Source organism: Sphingopyxis sp. YR583 (assembly GCF_900108295.1).
In the GTDB taxonomy this organism is placed as follows: domain Bacteria; phylum Pseudomonadota; class Alphaproteobacteria; order Sphingomonadales; family Sphingomonadaceae; genus Sphingopyxis.
In genome coordinates this window covers 2105001-2120769 of the sequence record NZ_FNWK01000001.1, presented here as the reverse complement: position 1 = coordinate 2120769, position 15769 = coordinate 2105001, and the positions used below count along the sequence as shown (strand labels likewise).

Annotated in this window: 11 protein-coding genes, 1 tRNA gene and 2 rRNA genes (1 of these 14 running past the window's edge); 5 read left to right on the top strand and 9 right to left on the bottom strand. The window is 63.2% G+C overall.

The window, feature by feature from the left end; all coding sequences use genetic code 11:
• Positions 1-28: 28 nt before the first annotated feature.
• Together purH and BLW56_RS09785 are read left to right on the top strand one after the other, a co-directional pair.
• Positions 29-1621, top strand: a complete 1593-nt coding sequence (gene purH, locus BLW56_RS09790; protein ID WP_093510314.1) for a bifunctional phosphoribosylaminoimidazolecarboxamide formyltransferase/IMP cyclohydrolase — start codon at positions 29-31, stop codon at positions 1619-1621.
• A gap of 94 nt (positions 1622-1715) precedes the next feature.
• A complete protein-coding gene (locus BLW56_RS09785) occupies positions 1716-2369 on the top strand; it encodes a YqaA family protein (protein ID WP_093510899.1) in 654 nt (217 codons plus the stop codon).
• 142 nt (positions 2370-2511) lie between these two features.
• On the opposite strand, the gene BLW56_RS09780 is transcribed toward BLW56_RS09785, so the two are convergent.
• From BLW56_RS09780 to BLW56_RS09770, 3 genes are all read right to left on the bottom strand, one after another.
• Positions 2512-3057: a VOC family protein gene (locus BLW56_RS09780; RefSeq protein WP_093510313.1), complete on the bottom strand. Its 546-nt coding sequence runs from the start codon at positions 3055-3057 to the stop codon at positions 2512-2514.
• Positions 3054-4142, bottom strand: a complete 1089-nt coding sequence (gene hppD / locus BLW56_RS09775) for a 4-hydroxyphenylpyruvate dioxygenase (protein ID WP_093510312.1) — start codon at positions 4140-4142, stop codon at positions 3054-3056. The genes BLW56_RS09780 and hppD overlap by 4 nt, the downstream gene beginning before the upstream one ends.
• A 159-nt stretch (positions 4143-4301) precedes the next feature.
• On the bottom strand, positions 4302-6176 hold the full coding sequence (locus BLW56_RS09770) for an ABC-F family ATP-binding cassette domain-containing protein (protein WP_093510311.1): 1875 nt from the start codon (positions 6174-6176) through the stop codon (positions 4302-4304).
• Between the two features lie 79 nt (positions 6177-6255).
• Here BLW56_RS09770 and BLW56_RS09765 point away from each other — a divergent pair, with 79 nt between their 5' ends.
• Positions 6256-6678 (top strand): VOC family protein, encoded by a 423-nt coding sequence (locus BLW56_RS09765; RefSeq protein ID WP_093510310.1) that lies wholly within the window; start codon positions 6256-6258, stop codon positions 6676-6678.
• 2 nt (positions 6679-6680) lie between these two features.
• On the opposite strand, the gene BLW56_RS09760 is transcribed toward BLW56_RS09765, so the two are convergent.
• The 3 genes from BLW56_RS09760 to BLW56_RS09750 are packed head-to-tail and all read right to left on the bottom strand — an operon-like array spanning position 6681 to position 10810.
• Positions 6681-8231, bottom strand: coding sequence for a DHA2 family efflux MFS transporter permease subunit (locus BLW56_RS09760; RefSeq protein WP_093510309.1), 1551 nt, complete (start codon positions 8229-8231; stop codon positions 6681-6683).
• A gap of 3 nt (positions 8232-8234) precedes the next feature.
• Complete coding sequence (locus BLW56_RS09755; RefSeq protein ID WP_093510308.1) at positions 8235-9383, bottom strand: HlyD family secretion protein; 1149 nt, start codon at positions 9381-9383, stop codon at positions 8235-8237.
• A complete protein-coding gene (locus BLW56_RS09750) occupies positions 9383-10810 on the bottom strand; it encodes an efflux transporter outer membrane subunit (protein ID WP_093510307.1) in 1428 nt (475 codons plus the stop codon). The genes BLW56_RS09755 and BLW56_RS09750 overlap by 1 nt, the downstream gene beginning before the upstream one ends.
• Positions 10811-10899: 89 nt before the next feature.
• Here BLW56_RS09750 and BLW56_RS09745 point away from each other — a divergent pair, with 89 nt between their 5' ends.
• Complete coding sequence (locus BLW56_RS09745) at positions 10900-11508, top strand: TetR/AcrR family transcriptional regulator (protein WP_256203370.1); 609 nt, start codon at positions 10900-10902, stop codon at positions 11506-11508.
• Positions 11509-11594: 86 nt separating this feature from the next.
• Complete coding sequence (locus BLW56_RS09740) at positions 11595-12887, top strand: Hsp70 family protein (protein ID WP_093510306.1); 1293 nt, start codon at positions 11595-11597, stop codon at positions 12885-12887.
• A gap of 106 nt (positions 12888-12993) precedes the next feature.
• On the opposite strand, the gene BLW56_RS09735 is transcribed toward BLW56_RS09740, so the two are convergent.
• From BLW56_RS09735 to BLW56_RS09725, 3 genes are all read right to left on the bottom strand, one after another.
• Positions 12994-13070, bottom strand: a tRNA-Met gene (locus BLW56_RS09735).
• A gap of 113 nt (positions 13071-13183) precedes the next feature.
• Positions 13184-13298: ribosomal RNA gene (rrf, locus tag BLW56_RS09730) — 5S ribosomal RNA — on the bottom strand.
• Positions 13299-13412: 114 nt separating this feature from the next.
• A 23S ribosomal RNA gene (locus BLW56_RS09725) occupies positions 13413-15769 on the bottom strand (it continues 434 nt past the right edge of the window).

Here is a 15769-nt window from a genome sequence, read left to right as displayed (position 1 = left end):
TTCCCATCCTGCAAAGGCCGCCCTTTCCATGACCGACCTGATTCCCGTCCGCCGCGCCCTCCTGTCCGTCAGCGACAAGGCGGGGCTCGCCGAGCTTGCCGCCGCGCTCGTCCGCCACGGGGTCGAACTAGTGTCGACCGGCGGCACCGCGAAAGCGCTACGCGAAGCGGGTCACACCGTCCTCGACGTGTCCGACCTCACCGGCTTTCCCGAGATGATGGATGGCCGCGTCAAGACGCTGCACCCGACCGTGCATGGCGGCATACTCGCGGTGCGCGACGATGCGGCGCATGTCGCATCGATGGAAGAGCATGGCATCGGCGCGATAGACCTCGTCGTCGTCAACCTCTACCCGTTCGCGGCGACCGTCGCCAAGGGCGCACCGCGCGAGGACATCATCGAGAATATCGACATCGGCGGCCCCGCGATGGTGCGCTCCTCGGCGAAGAATCACGCGTTCGTCGGCATCGTCACCGAGCCCGAAGATTATGCCGCGGTGATCGAGGAAATGGACGCCAACAATGGCGCGACCACGTTGACACTCCGCAAGCGCCTCGCCGCGACGGCTTTCGCGCACACCGCGACCTATGACGGGATGATCGCGAGCTGGTTCGCCTTTGCTGATCAGGGCAAGATCTTCCCCGATACGCTGCCGCTGACCGCCAAGCTCGCGAACGAGCTGCGTTATGGCGAGAACCCGCATCAGCAAGCTGCACTTTACCTGCCCGCCGGGCCCGCGGCGCGTGGCATCGCGCAGGCCGAACAGGTGCAGGGCAAGGAGCTTTCATACAACAACATCAACGACGCGGACGCGGCGCTCGAACTGGTCGCCGAATTCCGCGAGGCCGACCCGACCTGCGTCATCGTCAAGCACGCCAATCCGTGCGGCGTCGCGAGTGCTGCGACGATCGCCGAAGCCTATGACGCGGCGCTGAAGTGCGACGATGTCTCGGCGTTCGGCGGGATCATCGCGGTCAACCGGCCGCTCGACGGCGCGACCGCCGAGCTGATCAGCGGCATCTTTACCGAGGTCGTTTGCGCACCCGACGCCGACGGTGATGCGCGCGCGGTGTTCGCGAAGAAGAAAAATTTGCGCCTGCTGCTCACCGGCGAACTGCCCGACCCGGCGCGCGGGGGGCTGATGATGAAGACGATCGCCGGCGGCTGGCTTGCGCAGAGCCGCGACAATGGCCGCATCACCCGCGCCGACCTGAAGGTCGTCACCGACCGCGCGCCGACAGAGGAAGAACTGGCCGACGCGCTGTTCGCGTGGACGATCGCGAAGCATGTGAAGTCGAACGCGATCGTTTATGCCAAGGGCGGCTCGACCGCGGGCATCGGTGCCGGCCAGATGAACCGCCGCGACAGCGCGCGCATCGCCGCGGTCAAGGCGCGCGAAGCCGCCGAGAGCCACGGCTGGGCCGAAGCCCGCACCGTCGGCAGCGCGGTGGCGAGCGACGCCTTTTTCCCCTTCGCCGACGGCTTGCTGGCGGCGGTCGAGGCGGGCGCGACCTGCGTGATCCAGCCGGGCGGCTCGATCCGCGACGATGAGGTGATCGCTGCGGCGAACGATGCCGGGCTTGCGATGGTCTTCACGGGCATGCGCCACTTCCGCCACTGATCGGCTCGACTTCGCCCGAACCCGGCGGCATAGACGTCGCAGCGCATTCCGGCGCCGAAGGACCAGCATGACCGCCACTGCCCATCGCCCCGGCTTGATCCAGCGGCTCTACAACTGGACGATGGAGAAATCGGCGCATCCGCACGCCGAATTCTGGCTGGCGCTGGTGTCTTTCGTCGAAGCGAGTTTTTTCCCGATCCCGCCGCACCCGCTGCTCGGCCTTATGTGCCTCGCGAACCCCAAAAAGGCGGTACGCTACGCGATCATCTGCACGCTCGCCTCGGTCGCGGGCGGCATGCTGGGTTATGGGATCGGCTTCTTCCTCTATGAAAGCGTCGGGCTGTGGCTGCTCGGCGTGCTCGGGCTGACCGACGCCTTTCCGCCGGCCGCCTGTTACCTCCGCGAATTCGGCGCGGAGATCATCCTGATCAAGGGCGCGACGCCGATCCCGTTCAAGCTGCTGACGATCACCGCTGGCTTCATCCACATGAATTTCTGGACTTTCCTGTGGGCGAGCCTCGCCAGTCGGGCCTTTTCCTTCATGCTCGTCGGCATATTGTTCCGGCTGTTCGGGGCGCCGATCAAGGCGTTCATCGACAAATATCTGATCTGGGTCACCGGCGCGTTCCTCGTCGCCGTGGTCGCGGGTTTCCTCGCGATCGGCGCGCTGTCGGGCGACGGCAAGACCAAGGAAGCCGACAAGTGCAGCGGCGCGACGCTCGAGAGCATCGGGCTGGACCGGAAGTAGGAATAGGCTGGGAGCGGCAAGGCCGCCCTCTTTCTCGTCGCCCCGGACTTGATCCGGGGTCCATTTACGCCATCGTCGGACCCATGGATCCCGGATCAAGTCCGGGATGACGAAAGAAGAAGACTTCGTTTCTCTGCGAGGGCTATTCGTTCGCCGCGGTGTGCAGCCAGTCGGCGTGGCGCGGGGCCTTCTTGGTCTGGCTCCATTCCTCGAGCATCAGCGGCGCGACGCGTTTCAGTTCGGCATATTGCTCGGCTGTGCCAATGTCGCAGGCCAGCTCGACGCGGTGGCCGTTGGGGTCGAAGAAATAGATCGACTTGAAAATGCCGTGGTGCGTCGGGCCGAGCACATCGACGCCTTCGCTTTCCAGATGCGCCTTCGCCGCGACCAGTTCGTCGAAGCTGCCGACCTTGAACGCGAGATGCTGCACCCACGCCGGCGTATTCTCGTCACGCCCCATGACGGGCTGATTGGGCAGCTCAAAGAAAGCGAGGATGTTGCCGTTTCCCGCCTCGAGAAAGACGTGCATATAGGGATCATATTCGCCGGTCGACGGGACATGATCCTCGGCAAAGGCGGTCGTGTAGGTCATGCCGAGCATACGCTCGTACCATTCGACCGTTTCCTTCGCATCCTTGCAGCGATAGGCGGCGTGGTGGACGCCGCCCAATTTGATCGGGCTCGTCATTCGGCGGGTTCCTCGACGTTCAGGGCTCCGCGGCGAATCTGGTCCATTTCCATCGATTTGAACAGAGCGGTAAAATTGCCCTCGCCGAAGCCTTCATCCTTCTTGCGCTGGATGAATTCGAAGAAGACCGGGCCGATGACGGTCTGGCCGAAAATCTGGAGCAGCAGGCGCGGGTCGCCCTCGGTGGTCGAGCCGTCGAGCAGGATGCCACGCGACTGGAGGCCTTCGACCGACTCGCCATGGCCGGGCAGGCGCTCTTCGAGCATCTCATAATAGGTTGCCGGGGGCGACGGCGCGAAGGGATTGCCGAGTGCCTTGAGCTTGTCCCACGCGGCGTAGAGATCGTCGCAGCTGAACGCGATATGCTGGATGCCTTCGCCATTATAGGCGCGCAGATATTCCTCGATCTGTCCCTTGCCGCCCGCGCCTTCCTCGTTGAGCGGGATGCGGATCTTGCCGTCGGGGGCGGTCATCGCCTTCGACGTCAGGCCGGTATATTCGCCCTTGATGTCGAAATAGCGGATCTCGCGGAAGCCCGCGATGCGCTCGTAGAACGCCGCCCAATGCGCCATACGGCCGCCATAGACATTGTGGGTCAGGTGATCGATCAGCTGCATGCCCGCGCCGACGGGGTGGCGATCGACGCCTTCCTCATAGACGAAATCGATGTCGTAGATGCTGAGGTCGTCGCCATAGCGGTCGATCAGATAGATGATCGAACCGCCGATGCCGCGAATTGCGGGCAAGCGCAGTTCCATCGGGCCGGGATTGACCTCGACCGGCTCGGCGCCGCGCGCGACGGCCTCTTCATAAGCCTTTGCAGCGTCGCGGACGCGCCACCCCATGCCGCATGCCGACGGACCATGTTCGGCGGCGAAATAGGCGGCGGGCGACCTGGGCTCGTAATTGGCGATCAGGTTGATACCGCCCTGGCGCCACAGCTGGACGTCCTTCGAGCGATGGCGTGCGATCAGGGTGAAACCCATCGCTTCGAAAACGGGCTCGAGAATGCCCTTTTCCGGCGCCGAAAATTCGACGAATTCGAAGCCGTCGAGGCCCAGCGGATTTTCGAAGAGGTCGGCCATGTCGCATTCCCATCTAGTTTCAATTGAAACTATTATGATGGATTGATGGGGGCGAGTCAATGAGGCCAGCGCATGACGGCTTCGTCATGCCGGACTTGATCCGGCATCCATCGCCGCCACGGTGGCTGGACCCCGGATCAAGTCCGGGGTGACGATTAGCTAAACCGCCGTGCTCTCGAACGCTTCCAGCGCTTCGCTCGCCGTAACCCAGCGCGCTTCGGCGGCTTCCTGTGCGGCGACGATCTTGCCGCGACGCTGCGACAATTCGCTCATCGTCAGGCCCTTATATTCGTTCGCGGCGCCCTGCGGATCGAACATTGCACGGTCAATGGCGGAAAGGATGACCTCATATTTCGCGAGATCGGCCTCGGCGTCCGAGACCTCCTTCTTGATCTTCGCCGCTGCCTCGCGCGCCGCGGCAGCGGCCTTGCGATCTTCCTTCTTGTCGGCCTTCGACACCTTTTCCTTCGAGGGGCCCTTGCCAAGGATCAGGTCGACATAATCGTCCATGCTGCCCGAATATTCACGCGCGGTGCCGTCGTCGACGAGCACCAGCCGGTCGGCGGTGAGTTCGAGCATGTGGCGATCATGGCTGACGAGCACCACAGCGCCGTCAAAATCGTTGAGCGCCTGCACCAGCGCCTCGCGCGCATCGACGTCGAGGTGGTTGGTCGGTTCGTCGAGGATCAGGAGATGCGGTGCATCGCGCGTGATCAGCGCAAGCGCCAGCCGTGCGCGTTCGCCGCCCGACAGCTTCTTGACCTCGGTCGTCGCCTTGTTGCCCGAGAAACCGAAGCGGCCGAGCTGCGCGCGGATCGCGGCCTGTGTCTTGCCCTCCATCACGCGCGTCATATGCGCGAGCGGCGTGTCGCTGCCGTCGAGTTCCTCGACCTGATATTGGGTGAAATAGCCGACGCGCATCTTGCCCGATGCCGCCATCGCACCGGCCATCGGCGTCAGCTGTGCCGCGAGCAGGCGCGCGAGCGTCGTCTTGCCGTTGCCGTTGCGACCGAGCAGCGCGATCCGGTCGTCGGGATCGATGCGCAGGTTCAGGCGCTGAAGCACCGGCCGGTCGGCATAGCCGACGCTCGCGAGGTCGAGCGTGATCAGCGGCGGCTTCAGCTCGTCGGGGCTCGGAAAATCGAAAGCGAGCGTCTGATCCTCGGCGAGCGCCGCGATCGGCTGCATCTTGGCGAGCAGCTTCGCGCGCGACTGCGCCTGCTTCGCGGTCGACGCGCGCGCGCTGTTGCGCGCGACATAATCCTGGAGCTTGGCGCGCTGCGCGTCCTGCGACGCCTTCGCCGCGGCGAGTTGTGCGGCACGCTCGGCGCGCTGACGCTCGAACGCGTCATAACCGCCGGTGTAGAGCGTCACCTTGCCGCCTTCGAGATGCAGGATATTGTCGACGACATTGTTGAGCAGGTCGCGCTCGTGGCTGATCACCACAAGCTGCCCCGGATAGGCGCGGAGGAAATTTTCGAGCCACAAAGTCGCCTCGAGGTCGAGGTGGTTCGAGGGTTCGTCGAGCAACAGCAGGTCGGGTTCGGAGAAGAGCAAGGCCGCGAGCGCGACGCGCATTTTCCACCCGCCAGAGAAGCTGTCGAGCGGCTGCGCCTGCATATCCTCGTCGAAGCCGAGGCCGATCAGGATGCGCGCGGCGCGTGCGGGCGCGGTATAGGCGTCGATCGCAATCAGCCGTTCGTGAATATCGCCGAGCTTGTCGGGATCCTGTTCGGTCTCAGACGCAGTAAGCAATTCGGCGCGTTCGGTGTCGGCGGCGAGCACGGTGTCGAACGGCGTTGCCGTCCCGCTCGGCGCTTCCTGCGCGATATAACCGACGCGCGTCTTGCGCGGCATGTCGATGCTGCCCTCGTCGGCTTCGAGCTGGCCGATCATCACCTTCATCAGCGTCGATTTGCCCGCACCGTTGCGCCCGATCAGCCCGGTCCGGCTTTTGGCCGGCAGGCTTGCGGTGGCGCGTTCGAGGATGGCGCGCCCACCAAGGCGTACAGTGATAGCGTTGATTGTCAGCATGGGCGCGCGCCTAGCATGTTCGGCGCGTCAGCCCAAGGGCGGACTGGCATTCCGCGCGCGGGTACGGCAAACGGGGAACATGGCCGACCTCGCACCCTTTCACATCGCCTTTCCCGTCGACGATCTGGACGCCGCGCGCCACTTTTACGGCACCGTCCTCGGCTGCCCCGAGGGGCGCAGCTCGGCCGACTGGATCGACTTCAGCCTGTACGGGCATCAGATCGTCGCGCATCGCGTCGATACGCCGCGTAGCCAGGCCGCGCACAATCCGGTCGACGGGCACGACGTGCCGGTGCCGCATTTCGGCGTCGTGCTGCCGCCCGCCGAATGGCAGGCGCTCGCCGACCGGCTGAAGGCAGCGGGCACCGCATTCGTGATCGAGCCGCATACGCGCTTCCCCGGCGAGCCGGGCGAACAATCGACGATGTTCTTTCACGATCCCGCAGGAAATGCGCTGGAGTTCAAGGCGTTCGCGGACCTGGGGCAGCTGTTCGCCAAATAGCGCTAATGCCCGCCGCCCATTGAAATCTGTTTCGGGCGCGGTGCAAACCAGACCGAGATCGCGGCGATCACGAACACGACGCCCGACGCCAGGAACAGGTGAAGCACCCCGAGCGTCGAGGCCTGCACCTCGACCAGTCGCTCGATCGCCGCACGCGCCTGCTCGAGCGTCAGCCCCGCGCTTTGCAGCGAGGTCATCGTCGCTTCGGGATTGTTGAGCGCCGACACCAGTTCGGACCGCGAAGTACGGCTGGCATCGTCCCACGCGGTCGTCGCGACCGCGGTGCCGATCGCGCCGCATAATGTGCGCAGGAAGCTCATCAAGCCGGCGGCCGACGTCTGATGCTGTGCCGGCACCGAGCTTAGTGCGAGCGCGGTCAACCCGACGAAGAAGAAGGGCATGCCGATCCCCTGCAGGATGTGGGGCAGCGCGAGCGTCCAATAGCCGACATCGGCGTTCCAGCTCGCACGAAGGATCGACATAAACGCCATCCAGAGAATGCCGGCGCAGATGGTAATCCGAACGTCGATCTTGGTGATCAGCCCCGCCGCGACGGGGGACAGCAACACCGCGAACACGCCGAGCCAGGCGACGATGAAGCCCGTCTCGGTCGCGGTATAGCCCGCGACCTGCTGTAGCCAGAGCGGCGTCAACACCACCTGCGCAAAAAAGGCGCCGAAGCCCAAGGATATTGCCATCGTCGCGAAGCTGAAGCCGCGGAAGCGGAAGATGCGCAGGTTCACGACCGGATTGGCATCGGTCAGTTCCCAGATCACGAAAGCCGCGAAGCTGATCGCGGCGACCACCGCGAGCCCGATGATCCACACCGAACCGAACCAGTCATGCTCGCGCCCGGTGTCGAGCATGATCTGGAACGCGCCGACCGACACGACGAGCAGGATCAGGCCGATGACGTCGATGCGGGCCTTGGCGCGCTTCGTCTCGAACGGCGTCAGCAGCGTGAACACGCCGAACGCACAAATCGCGACGACGGGCAGGTTGATGAAGAAGATCCACGGCCAGGTCCAGTTGTCGCTGATCGTCCCGCCGAGGATCGGGCCGAGAATCGGCGCGGTCGTGGTGGTCATCGCCCAGATCGCGAGGCCGATGCCGGCCTTTTCCTTGGGGAAGATGCGCAGCAGCAGGATTTGCGACAGCGGCATCAGCGGGCCGCCGGCGAGACCCTGGAGCACGCGGAAGAGCACGAGGGCGTCGAGCGTGCGCGAAATGCCGCAGAGGAAGGAGAAGATACCGAAACCGATGATCGAGATCATGAACCAGCGCACGGTGCCAAACCGCATCGCGAGCCAGCCGGTGAGCGGCACGCTGATCGCATCGGCGACCGCATAGCTGGTAATAACCCATGTTCCCTGCGTCGGCGAGACGGCGAGCCCGCCCGCGATATGCGGCACCGACACATTGGCGATGGTGGTGTCGAGCACGACAACGAAATTGGCGAGTGCGAGCGCGAAAGCCGCGACGATCAGCCGCGCGCCGGTGAGCGGTTGCGGTTCGGCGGAGAGCGCGGATGCGGGGGCGGCGGCGCTTGCCATGACTCAGTTCCCGCGCGTGTCGATCGTGGCTTCCATCGAGAGCCCGACGCGCAGCGGATGTTCCTTGAGCTCTTTCGGATCGAGCGCAATGCGGACCGGCAGGCGCTGCACCACCTTCACCCAATTGCCCGTCGCATTCTGTGCCGGGATCAACGAGAAGGCCGCGCCGGTGCCGCCGGCAATGCCGATCACCTTGCCGCGATAGACGACATCGCCGCCATAATAGTCCGAGGTCAGCTCGACCGGCTGGCCGATACGGATGTCCTTGAACTGGCTTTCCTTGAAATTGGCGTCGACATAGGCGGTCGCAATCGGAACGAGCACCATGATCGGCGCGCCCGCAGCGATCCGCTGGCCGACCTGCACCTGCCGGTTGGTGACGATGCCGTCGACCGGCGCGCGCAGCACGGTGCGCGCAAGGTCGAGCTTCGCCTTTTCGAGCCGCGCTTCGGCGGCGGCGACGTCGGGGGCGGTGTTGATCGTCGTACCGCGCACCACGGCTTCGGCAGCGCCGAGGTCACCGCTAGCCGAACCCTGCGTCGCTTCGGCCGAGGCGATTCCAGCGGAAGCTAGGTCGCGTGCGGCCGACGCCGATGCCAGTGCGGCACGGGCGGCCGTGAGCTCTTCACCCGAGACCGCGCCGGTACCGGCAATGCTTTCGCGCCGCGCCAGTTCGGCGCGGGCGCGCTCGACCGTCGCGTTGGCGTCGCGGAGCCGCGCGCGGGCCTGCGCGATGTCGGCGCCGCGTGCCGCGACGCGGGCGCGGGCCGCATCGGCATTGGCATCGGCCTGTCCATAACGCTGGCGCGCGAGACGCAGCGCGGCTTCGGCGTCGGCGACCGCGATCTGCTGGTCGGCGTCGTCGAGAATGACGAGGATATCGCCCTTCTTCACCGCCTGCGTGCCGCTGACGCGCACCTCCTTGACCGGGCCCGACACGAGCGCCGTCACCTGCGCCGAGTCCGCGCCGACATAGGCGTTATCGGTGTGGACACGGCCCGCTTGCGTGAGGAAATACCAGAGGCCCCACAGGATCGCGACGGTCACGACGACGATGCCCAGGATGCGCAGCAGTTTGGCGCGCTTGGCGCCATTGCCTTCGGAGCTTGCTTCGGGAGCGGGGGTTGCGGCTGCAGCCGTTTCGTCGGCCATCATTCGTCTCCTGTTGGATTTTGCGCGCGATATCCGCCGCCGAGCGCACGGATCAGGGCGATATCGAGGGTAAGCTGCCGCGCTTCGAGGTCAGCGACGTCGCGGCTCAAGGCCACCATGCTGTCCTCGGCGGTGAGTTGGACGATCTGGTTCGAGAGGCCGGCGCGGTAGCGCAGGTCTGCAAGTTTTGAAGCTTCGGCGGCGGCGGTCAGCGCCTCCCGCCGTCCGACGAGCTGACGCTCGGTCGCGGCGCGCTGTGCGACGATGTCGGCGACATCGCGCAGCGCGCCGATCAATGTGCGGTCATAGGTGGCGACCGCGACATCATAGTCGGCACGCGATCCGCGATAGCGTCCCTGCAGCCGCCCGCCTTCGAAGATCGGCAGGCTGATCGCGGCGCCGCCATTGCCATATTCGGACCCCGATTTGAACAGGTTGGAGAGGCCGAGTGACTGGAGTCCGACGAGCGCCGACAGGCTGATATTGGGGTAGAAATCGGCGCGCGCGACGTCGATGCGCTTGGCGGCGGCTTCGGAGCGCAGCCGCGCCGCAACGATATCGGGACGCCGCCCGATCAGGTCGATTCCGGCATTGCCCGGCAGGCCGAGCGACGGCCGCGTCATCTGCGGGCGCATGATCGACATTCCGCGATCGGGCCCGGCGCCGAGCAGCGCGGCAATCCGGTTGCGCGTCGTCGCAATCGCTTCTTCGAGCGCGACGACATCGGCGCGCGCCGAGGCCGCGCGGCTTTCGGCCTGCCGCTGGCTCGCCTGATTCTCGATACCCGCGCGGGCACGCTCGCCCGACAGGTCGGCGCTCGCAGCGCGAACGCGCACCGCATCATTGGCAACGTCGAGTGCGCGATAATAGCCCGCGAGATCGGCGTAAGCCGACGCGATCCCGGTCGTCAGCATCAACCGTGCCTGCGCCTCGTCGACGCGTGCGGCCTCGGCCTCGGACGTCGCCGCGGCGAGCGCCGCGCGATTGCGGCCCCACAGGTCGAGGTCGAAGCTGAAAGTTGCGGCGATATGCCCCGTATCCTGGATGCCATCGGGCACGAACTCGGGCGGAATGCCCATATTTTTGCTCTGCTGGACTCCGCCCGCGCTGGCTTCGGCGCCGACGCGCGGCAGCAGCGCGGCACCCGCCTGCTGCGCCATCGCCTCGGCGGCCCGGACACGCGCGGCGGCGATCGCTACGTCGGGCGAGCCTTTCAATCCCTCGGCGATCAGCGCGTCAAGCTGCGCGTCGCCCAGGGTTTGCCACCAGCCTTCGGCCGGCCATTCGCCGGTTTCACCGGCAAGGGACGCACGCGATTCGAGCGACTCGGCGGCAACCGGCGCGGGCTTCGGCCCAAGGTCGGGTACGGTCGCGCAGCCCGCTAACAGGCCGATAATGGCGGAGGAGAGAAAAATTGATCGGGGCATGGCTTCCAACGATACTAGCTGGTATCATGCGCCATTGGACCTCGGAGGATGCGTTGTCAATCGAAATGATACCAGCTGGTACGGCAGGCTTGGACGATGCCGCGGCGATGCGCCGCAAGGCATTCGTAGATGCCGCGCGCGAGCTGTTTTTCGCAAATGGTTATGCGGGGACGACAATGTCGTCGATCGCCAGCAAGGTCGGCGGATCGAAAACGACGCTATGGACTTATTTCCCGTCGAAAGAGGATTTGTTCGCCGCGGTGGTCGACGGAATCGTCGAGCAATATGGCGATGCGCTGACGATCGAGCTCCCGTTCGACGAGCCGGTGCCCGACGTGCTGCGCCGGTTCGGCAATGTCTTGATGACCAAGCTGACCGCAAAACCCCTGCTGTCGCTCTATCGTCTCGTCGTCGGTGAAGCCGACCGCTTCCCGCATCTCGCAGAAACCTTTTACGACCGCGGCCCGCGACGCGGGAAAGCGCGCATGGCCGAATGGATGGGCGAAAAGATGGTGCGCGGCGAGATAAGAATGGGCGATCCGATGCGTGCCATGCAGCAGTTTTCAGGCCTGCTCCAGTCGGGTCTCTATCAGTTCGCGCTCCTGAATCTGCCCGAGAGCCGCGACATCAGCCGCTTGCAAGAGGAAATCGAGGCCGCGGTCGACACCTTCTATCGTGCATGGGGGCCCGAAGCCTGAGAACACGGTCCGGAACTTGCTCCACCCGCCGTCCTGTGCAATAGGCGCCGCCCCCCACCGGGGATCCCCAGTCACAGGAGCATGTCATGGACAAGGCGGCCGCGAGCGCGCTCGGCCTCGATTTCGGCACGACGAACAGCGTCGTCGCGCTTGCCGATGGCCAGGGTGGCACCAGACTCGTCGAGTTTGGCGATGCCGGTGACGCGGTGTTCCGCTCGGCACTCTGCTTCTGGGAAGAAGAGCGCGGCTGGAACGGCATTGCGCACGAGGCGGGACCGTGGGCGATCGACGAATATCTGCAATCGCCGCTCGACAGCCGTTTCATCCAGTCGTTCAAGAGCGTCGCCGCGAGCCCCTTGTTCGAGCGCGCGATGATCTTCAACAAACCTTTCCGCTTCGAGGATATGGGACGGCTGTTCCTTCAGCGCCTCGTCGCCCATGCCGGCGGCGCGCTCGACGCGCGGCCACGCCGCATCATCGTTGGCCGCCCGGTCGAATATGCGGGAGCACGCCCCGATCCCGACCTCGCGCGACAGCGCTATGACGCGATGCTCGCGGCGTTCGGCACCGAAATATACTATGTCCACGAGCCGCTCGGCGCCGCACACAGCTATGCCTCGTGCCTGACCGAGCCCGCGACGATCCTCGTCGCCGACTTCGGCGGTGGCACCACCGACTTTTCGATCGTCCGCGTCGCCGAGCCCGGGAGTCCGCGTCGCTGCGTGCCGCTCGCCTCGTCGGGTATCGGCATAGCGGGCGACCGCTTCGATTATCGCATCGTCGACCGGCTCGTGCTGCCTTTGCTCGGCAAGGGCAGCAATTATAGATCGTTCGACAAATTGCTCGAGATCCCGGGCGGCTATTTCGCCGATTTTGGCGACTGGTCGCGGCTTGCGATGATGCGCAACCGACGGACGCTCGACGAAATCCGCCGCCTGCAACGCGATGCCGAGCACCCCGATCTGATCGGCCGCATGATCGCGTTGATCGAACATGAGCAGGGTTTTCCGCTTTATGACGCGGTGGGCAGGCTCAAGCGCGCGCTGTCGGGCAGCGATCGGGCGCAATTTCATTTCGCCGGGGGCGGGATCGAGATTGGCGCGGACGTGCAGCGGCAGGATTTCGAGCAATGGATTGCCGATGACCTCCGCCGGATCGAGGCGGCGATGGATCAGGCGCTCGCCCGTGCGGGCACAGTGCCCGAAGCGATCGACCGTGTTTTCCTGACCGGCGGATCCTCGCTGATCCCCGCAATCCGTGCGCTCTTCAACCGGCGTTTCGGCGAAGCGCGTATTGCGACGGGCGGCGAACTGACCTCGATCGCGCACGGCCTCGCGCTGATTGGCGAGGAATCCGATCCCGCCGAGTGGGCGGCGTGACCATCCGGCCACTCAGAACAGCAATTTTCAGCGTCCAATGGCGTTAACCCGCATGCTCCAGACACGAAAAAGCCCGCCGTCCATGAAGGAAGGCGGGCTTTTTCGTTGGTTGCGGGAGTAGGATTTGAACCTACGACCTTCAGGTTATGAGCCTGACGAGCTACCGGGCTGCTCCATCCCGCGTCAACCAATCGCAGTCGCCGTTTCGGGACCGCTAAAACAGCAAAAGGCCGGCATCGCTGCCGGCCTTTAACTTTGTGAATGGGTTTCCGTTTCGACCATACGCCGGCCACAATGCCTGGCGACGTCCTACTCTTCCAGGGCTTGAGCCATAGTACCATCGGCGCTGTCAGGTTTCACGTCCGAGTTCGAGATGGGATCGGGTGGGTCACTGACGCCATGGTCACCAAGCAATGAAGCCGGCGTAGGTCAAAAGGGTATCAATCGATGTCCGTGCAATATTGTCTGATCAATCATCCACTATCATGGACAAACCGGTCAGGCTTGTCGTTGATGGCGGGACTCTTAAGTGCGAATAGAGCAATTAGTATCGGTTAGCTCCACGCGTTACCGCGCTTCTACATCCGATCTATCAACGTGGTGGTCTTCCACGGCTCTATGAAATCTTATCTTGAGGGAGGCTTCCCGCTTAGATGCTTTCAGCGGTTATCCCGTCCATACATAGCTACCCTGCTGCGCGGCTGGCGCCACGACAGGTACACCAGAGGTATGTTCAACCCGGTCCTCTCGTACTAGGGTCAACTCCTCTCAAATTTCGACGCCCACGGCAGATAGGGACCAAACTGTCTCACGACGTTCTGAACCCAGCTCACGTACCACTTTAATTGGCGAACAGCCAAACCCTTGGGACCTGCTCCAGCCCCAGGATGTGATGAGCCGACATCGAGGTGCCAAACGATTCCGTCGATATGAGCTCTTGGGAATCATCAGCCTGTTATCCCCGGCGTACCTTTTATCCGTTGAGCGATGGCCCTTCCACTCGGGACCACCGGATCACTATGACCGACTTTCGTCTCTGCTCGACTCGTCAGTCTCGCAGTCAGGCAGGCTTATGCCATTGCACTCTAACAGACGGTTTCCAACCGTCCTGAGCCTACCATCGCGCGCCTCCGTTACTCTTTAGGAGGCGACCGCCCCAGTCAAACTACCCGCCACAGAGGGTCCCTGATCCAGTTTCATGGATCGAGGTTAGACATCAGAAAACAACAGGGTGGTATTTCACCTATGGCTCCACACCGGCTGGCGCCAGTGCTTCAAAGCCTCCCACCTATGCTACACAGTTCTTTCCTAATGCCACTCTGAAGCTGCAGTAAAGGTGCACGGGGTCTTTCCGTCTAACCGCGGGTACTCCGCATCTTCACGGAGAATTCAATTTCGCTGAGCATCTCCTGGAGACAGTGGGGAAGTCGTTACGCCATTCGTGCAGGTCGGAACTTACCCGACAAGGAATTTCGCTACCTTAGGACCGTTATAGTTACGGCCGCCGTTTACCTGGGCTTCATTTCGCAGCTTGCACCACTCCACTTAACCTTCAGGCACCGGGCAGGCGTCAGGCCCTATACGTCGTCTTGAAGCCGACTTAGCAGAGCCCTGTGTTTTTGCTAAACAGTCGCTACCCCCTGGCCTGTGCCCCCCACAACTGGTTGCCCAGATGTGGGGCCTCCTTCTTCCGAAGGTACGGAGGCAATTTGCCGAGTTCCTTCAGGAGACTTCTCTCAAGCGCCTTGGTATACTCTACCATCCCACCTGTGTCGGTTTAGGGTACGGTCTATAATGGAGGGGCTATTTCCTGGAACCTCTTCAAAGCCTGACCAATCCAATAAGGTCAGACAATTTACGAGATCCGTCACACACCTCCAGGCCCACGAATATTAACGTGGTTCCCATCGACTACCCCCTTCGGGCTCGTCTTAGGGGCCGGCTTACCCTGCTCAGATTAGCTTTAAGCAGGAACCCTTGGGATTTCGGCGAGAGGGCATCTCACCCTCTTTATCGCTACTCATGTCAGCATTCGCACTTCCGATACCTCCACGACCCATTACCAGATCGCTTCATCAGCCTACGGAACGCTCCGCTACCGCGTGTATTGCTACACACCCTAAGCTTCGGTGCACGTCTTGAGCCCCGTTACATTTTCGCCGCAGGAACCCTTATTTAGACCAGTGAGCTGTTACGCTTTCTTTAAAGGATGGCTGCTTCTAAGCCAACCTCCTGGTTGTTTTGGGATTCCCACATGCTTTCCCACTTAGACGTGACTTGGGGACCTTAGCTGTAGGTCAGGGCTGTTTCCCTTTTGACGACGGACCTTAGCACCCGCCGTCTGTCTGCCAGATATTACTCATGGGTATTCGGAGTTTGGTTAGAATTGGTAGATCTCGCGACCCCCGCATCCATCCAGTGCTCTACCCCCCATGGTATTCGTCTGACGCTCTACCTCAATAGATTTCGCGGAGAACCAGCTATTTCCCGGTTTGATTGGCCTTTCACCCCTAAACACAACTCATCCGACAATTTTTCAACATTGAACGGTTCGGTCCTCCAGTGCGTGTTACCGCACCTTCAACCTGGTCATGCCTAGATCACCGGGTTTCGGGTCTAATGCAACAAACTCAGTCGCCCTATTCAGACTCGCTTTCGCTGCGCCTACACCTAACGGCTTAAGCTTGCTTGTTACACTAAGTCACTGACCCATTATGCAAGAGGTACGCAGTCAGGCCTCAAGGGCCCTCCTACTGCTTGTAGGCGTTCGGTTTCAGGTACTGTTTCACTCCCCTCATCGGGGTGCTTTTCACCTTTCCCTCACGGTACTAGTTCACTATCGGTCATACAGGAGTACTTAGGCTTAGAGGGTGGTCCCCCTA

Excerpts from the sequence above, each read along its gene's own strand:
- BLW56_RS09755 (WP_093510308.1), bottom strand. The coding sequence starts at position 9,383 with ATGGCCGACGAAACGGCTGCAGCCGCAACCCCCGCTCCCGAAGCAAGC.
- BLW56_RS09765 (WP_093510310.1), top strand. The coding sequence starts at position 6,256 with ATGGCCGACCTCGCACCCTTTCACATCGCCTTTCCCGTCGACGATCTG.
- purH (WP_093510314.1), top strand. The coding sequence starts at position 29 with ATGACCGACCTGATTCCCGTCCGCCGCGCCCTCCTGTCCGTCAGCGAC.
- BLW56_RS09750 (WP_093510307.1), bottom strand. The coding sequence starts at position 10,810 with ATGCCCCGATCAATTTTTCTCTCCTCCGCCATTATCGGCCTGTTAGCG.
- BLW56_RS09740 (WP_093510306.1), top strand. The coding sequence starts at position 11,595 with ATGGACAAGGCGGCCGCGAGCGCGCTCGGCCTCGATTTCGGCACGACG.
- BLW56_RS09770 (WP_093510311.1), bottom strand. The coding sequence starts at position 6,176 with ATGCTGACAATCAACGCTATCACTGTACGCCTTGGTGGGCGCGCCATC.
- BLW56_RS09780 (WP_093510313.1), bottom strand. The coding sequence starts at position 3,057 with ATGACGAGCCCGATCAAATTGGGCGGCGTCCACCACGCCGCCTATCGC.
- BLW56_RS09760 (WP_093510309.1), bottom strand. The coding sequence starts at position 8,231 with ATGGCAAGCGCCGCCGCCCCCGCATCCGCGCTCTCCGCCGAACCGCAA.
- hppD (WP_093510312.1), bottom strand. The coding sequence starts at position 4,142 with ATGGCCGACCTCTTCGAAAATCCGCTGGGCCTCGACGGCTTCGAATTC.